The following is a 4,144-nucleotide window of genomic DNA, read 5'->3' on the forward strand; positions in this document are numbered from 1 at the left end:
AGCCGGAACGGCCAACGCAGCCAGCACGCTCGGAACAGGCAACACAGTCAGAACACGCAGCGGGACAGGGTGCGAACGCCGGGCGCATGACCGCCGAGCGCATAAACCGGTTGTTCATGCTGACTGCCGGCTGACGGCGGTCGCCGGCCCGCGGTCAACGACCGCTACCACAACTTGGTCGTTACTGGTCGACGGCCATCCCGCCTACTGATCATCTCATCGGCTGGCGACGGCTCCTGCCGGTCAACGCTCATCCCATCGGCGGCGCCACCGTTCCTCGATCCGCTCGGTGAACGGGGGGCGGGTCCGACGGCGGGGGGCCGCCGGACGGCGGCTGCTGGCCTCCCCGCCCCGACCGCTGATCCGGCGAAGATCGGCAGCACCCCGGGACGCCGCGAACAGCATCGTGGCGAAACCAAGCACACCAAGGACCACGATCAGCGGTGTCCGGTTGAGAACGACTCCCACGAGCAGGACGACCAGCCCCACCACGAACAGGAGGAGGCTTCGGCGGACCCTGCGCATGAGATAGGTGCGAGGGTTCGTCGAGCGGACCGTGCTCGCGAACTTGGGATCGTCCTCGACGAGGGCGCGCTCGATCTGATCAAGCAGGCGCTGCTCATTTTCCGAGAGCGGCATCGACGCTCCTCCCACGGCCGGCAGGTCCGGCAGACGGAACCTGACACCCAAGAATAGGCACGACCGGGCATGGGCGGTAGGCAACCAACCATGCCGAGACAGACCGATCGCTTCCTGCTGCTCTGGCTCCTCCCCGCAGGTGCGAAGGCCCATGCCACACGGTATGATCGGTTCCGCTTCCGTGGGGAAGCCCTCATCCCGGGCCCAGGTGGAGCCGGCCCACTCCCACCCTGGACGATCGGCGTGTAATCGCCCCGTCGCCATGGGGAAGCCCTCACTGTTCTGACTGTTCTGCCGCGCCGGAAGCTCTCACCGTCCTGCCGTCTCGCAGGAAGCCCTCCTCCGTCCCGCCGTCTCGCTGGAAGCCCTCGTCACTGCCGCGCCGGAAGCCCTCCTCCGTCCTGCCACGCCCTTCTGGCCATGGCTTCTGGCCACGGCGTCGCGGGAAAGCCGCATCCGAGGGATGCCGGACGCGCTCGACAGCCACTCCCGTGCGTACCGCACCGCTTGCACCGTGCGCCCGCCTGATCACGATCGTTCCGGTCCGCCCTGGCACCAGCCTCCTGTCGGTCTCGCATCAGCCCCTCGCCAGCCCATCCCGTCATCAACCGGCCCTGTGAGCCCACGAGAGCGCAGTCGAGCATCCGCCACACACAGTCATGCCATCTGGTCATGCCGTCTGATCGTGCTGCCCGATCACGCTGCCCGACCGTGTTGTCTGGTTGTGCCGTTGGGCCGTGCTGTCCGGTCGTGTCATCGGTTGTCCCGGCGGTGAGCCAGGACGTGCAGGTGGGCGGCGAGATCCCGGAAGGGCGCCCGGGAGGATGCGGCGATCTCCAACTGGAGCAGCCGCTCCGCCGCGGACGGATCCGCGTCCACGGCGGCCGTGGGCACCAGATCGGCGAACACCCGCACCCCGTGGACCGCGATCACATCGGCTCCGGCGTCACTTACCATGCGCACCAGCGCGTCCCCATCGAAACGGCGCGCCCGGTCAGAGCCGCTACAACGCCCACCGGGATCGGTCAGCGCATGCTGTGCCTCGGCGAGCCTGCCGGCGAGCGCACGGGCGAGGACGACAGCCGCCCGGTTGGCGGCAACGACGCTGAGCAGCCCACCTGGACGCAGGGCTGCCACCGCTGCCGTCAGCGCGGTGACCGGCTCGTCCACCACCTCCAGCACGGTGTGGCACAACAGCACGTCCGAACGGCCCACTCCGATGATCTCCGGCAGGACGGAAAGATCTCCCTGACGCGCTGTCACGAGATGCCTGACCCCGTGCTCCGCCGCCCGGTGGTCGAGAGAGGCGAGCGCGTCCGGACTGGGATCCACCACGGTCACCCGGTGCCCGCGCTCGGCAAGCGGCACCGCGAACCCGCCGCTGCCGCCGCCCGCGTCCACCACGTCGAGCGTGTCGCCCGCTCGCGGCGTCACCGTGGCCAGCGCGTCCAACAGCCCCCGCCAGACCACGGCCTGGCGCAGATCCCCCCATGTCACCGGACGACTTCTGACGGTCATGCCGTACCTCCCTCGGCGACCCGGCGGCCTTGAAGCCCGAGGCGACCCGGGGACCTGGACCTTCCCGGGCCATGCCCGCTGGCGGGTTCCCGCGAACCTCGCAATGGGGTGATCGACGCCGGGGTGATCGACGTCAGGGTGAGATGACCGACGCCATGACGATCAGCACCGTGATCAACGCTGGCGGGACGGCACTGGATGACCGGCGTCGAACGACCGCTACCGGGGCGACCAAGCGCCAGGGTGGCTACAATTCGCTCGGGCTCATCCCCCTCGGGCTCATCCCCCTCGGGCTCATCCCCCTCGGGCTCATCCCCCTCGCCCTTCACGCATCGGCGCATCTCTCACGTGCGTTTCCTGTACGCATCTTCCATGTACATCTCTTGCGCTCTCACATCCCGCGTACCGGTGGCCGGAAATCTCATGCCGGTAGCCGGAAACCGATGGCGATGCCGGCCACGAGACCGCCCAGAGACAGACCGATCAGCTGCAGCACCCAGCCCGGCGGCCGTCGCCGGGCTCGTCCCGTGACCGCCTGGATCCCCACAGGCGCGTCCGGTGGCACCGCCCCGTCGGCGGTCCGGAAACCATGACCTCCGAAGGAGCGGAAAACCCGCGCTTTTTCCGCCTTCAGCCCCCCGATCAACCCTTCAGCTGTCGATCGCGCGGCATCCCCAACAATGACTGAATCCATCCGAATGACCTACCGTCATAATCAAGACGCTCACCAACGGTCACCGATAGTGAGTGTTTGATCTACGATACGCAAAACGATCTACACGGCTCCCACGACAACCGACGGCCAGAAGCCTCCGTCCGCACGTAGACGGACATCCGGGATCCCCGACGGACCAGAACCAGGATCCCCCGACAACGGGAGGCGTCTCTCCAGCGGCCAGAATCCGCCCGCTCAGGAGCCGCGACCGGCCAGCGGGAGGGCCACCGCCTCCGCAGCCACAGAATCCGCCCGTCCACGGGACGCGGGGTGAACCCGTGCCCCGGCCGTGCCCGGTGTGCGTGCGGCTTCACATCCCGGCCCGCGCTGTCTGTATTCGTCCTGTTCACACCCCTGCCTTCGCCGGCGTGCGGGTGACGCCGACAAGCGGGGCACAGCTGACGATCGTGGCCGTCAGCGCCGGCTGGGACGGCAGGCCCAACGTGGTCTCCACCACCGCGAGGAACGTCTCCGCCTGCCGGAGCAGGTCGTCGGCACCCGGGCGCCGACCACGGACAGGCCCGCCTCTGCGGCCGTCCTCCTGGCCGCGCCGGCCGCGAAGAACTGTGCCCACTCCGCCAGCTCGGGTGCCACTCGTGTCAGCAGCTGCCAGACGCTGACGGGCCGGCCACGGTGACCGTGGCGGGGCCGGGCCCGTTCCACGAGAACAGCGGCGGCGGCCCGCAGCGCCGCCAGGTGCGCCAGGGCGTACCGCTGCCCGGGAGCCCGGGCGAAGCTCGCTTCGTCAAGGCCGTGATGCGCGGCCATGAGCAGCTCGTCGCGGGAACGACGAGGCAGCCCCGCGAGGGGGACCTGGATTCGAGACTGTCGATCTACGGCCTGCCGACTCATGACCGCTCCCTCCGATACGACGACATCACTACGTGGCTCATCCACATGACGATCTTTCGCGCGACAGCTATTCGCATGACGGCCTTGCCTACGACGAGCTGCTCTGGTCGTCGTAGGCAAGGCCACGACGGCCTACTCCAGTAAGTCGAACACATGTTCGACTTACTGGAGTAGTAAACCTCACCCACTCGGAACCGTCAACGTTGCCGGAGAGCACGGCTGGGAGTGCCCCGAAAGCGGTGTCGTGGCCGCCACCGGGTGGCCGCTATCACGTTGTCAGCAGTGGATCGCTGTCAGCGGTGAACCGTCGGTGGGCTGAACCGCCACATCGTCGGAAGCCACGGCCGGACCAGCGCGACATGGGCCGGACAAGGCCGGCGGCCGGGCCGGCGGTGTCGGCGGTGTCGGCGGTGTCGGCGG

General features: G+C 68.7%; 3 protein-coding genes. All 3 read right to left on the bottom strand.

The window, feature by feature from the left end; all coding sequences use genetic code 11:
• Positions 1-243: 243 nt before the first annotated feature.
• Positions 244-639, bottom strand: coding sequence for a DUF3040 domain-containing protein (locus tag NBW84_RS11150; protein ID WP_250284292.1), 396 nt, complete (start codon positions 637-639; stop codon positions 244-246).
• 753 nt (positions 640-1,392) lie between these two features.
• The gene (locus tag NBW84_RS11155) at positions 1,393-2,157 is read right to left on the bottom strand and encodes a methyltransferase domain-containing protein (protein ID WP_250284294.1); all 765 of its coding nucleotides are present in this window, start codon (positions 2,155-2,157) and stop codon (positions 1,393-1,395) included.
• A gap of 1,129 nt (positions 2,158-3,286) precedes the next feature.
• A complete protein-coding gene (locus tag NBW84_RS11160) occupies positions 3,287-3,724 on the bottom strand; it encodes an SAV_6107 family HEPN domain-containing protein (RefSeq protein WP_445548691.1) in 438 nt (145 codons plus the stop codon).
• Positions 3,725-4,144: the final 420 nt, after the last annotated feature.

It is taken from the genome of Protofrankia sp. CiP1_Cm_nod2, from assembly GCF_920664355.1.
Taxonomy (GTDB): domain Bacteria; phylum Actinomycetota; class Actinomycetes; order Frankiales; family Frankiaceae; genus Protofrankia.

Excerpts from the sequence above, each read along its gene's own strand:
- NBW84_RS11160 (WP_445548691.1), bottom strand. The coding sequence starts at position 3,724 with ATGAGTCGGCAGGCCGTAGATCGACAGTCTCGAATCCAGGTCCCCCTC.
- NBW84_RS11150 (WP_250284292.1), bottom strand. The coding sequence starts at position 639 with ATGCCGCTCTCGGAAAATGAGCAGCGCCTGCTTGATCAGATCGAGCGC.
- NBW84_RS11155 (WP_250284294.1), bottom strand. The coding sequence starts at position 2,157 with ATGACCGTCAGAAGTCGTCCGGTGACATGGGGGGATCTGCGCCAGGCC.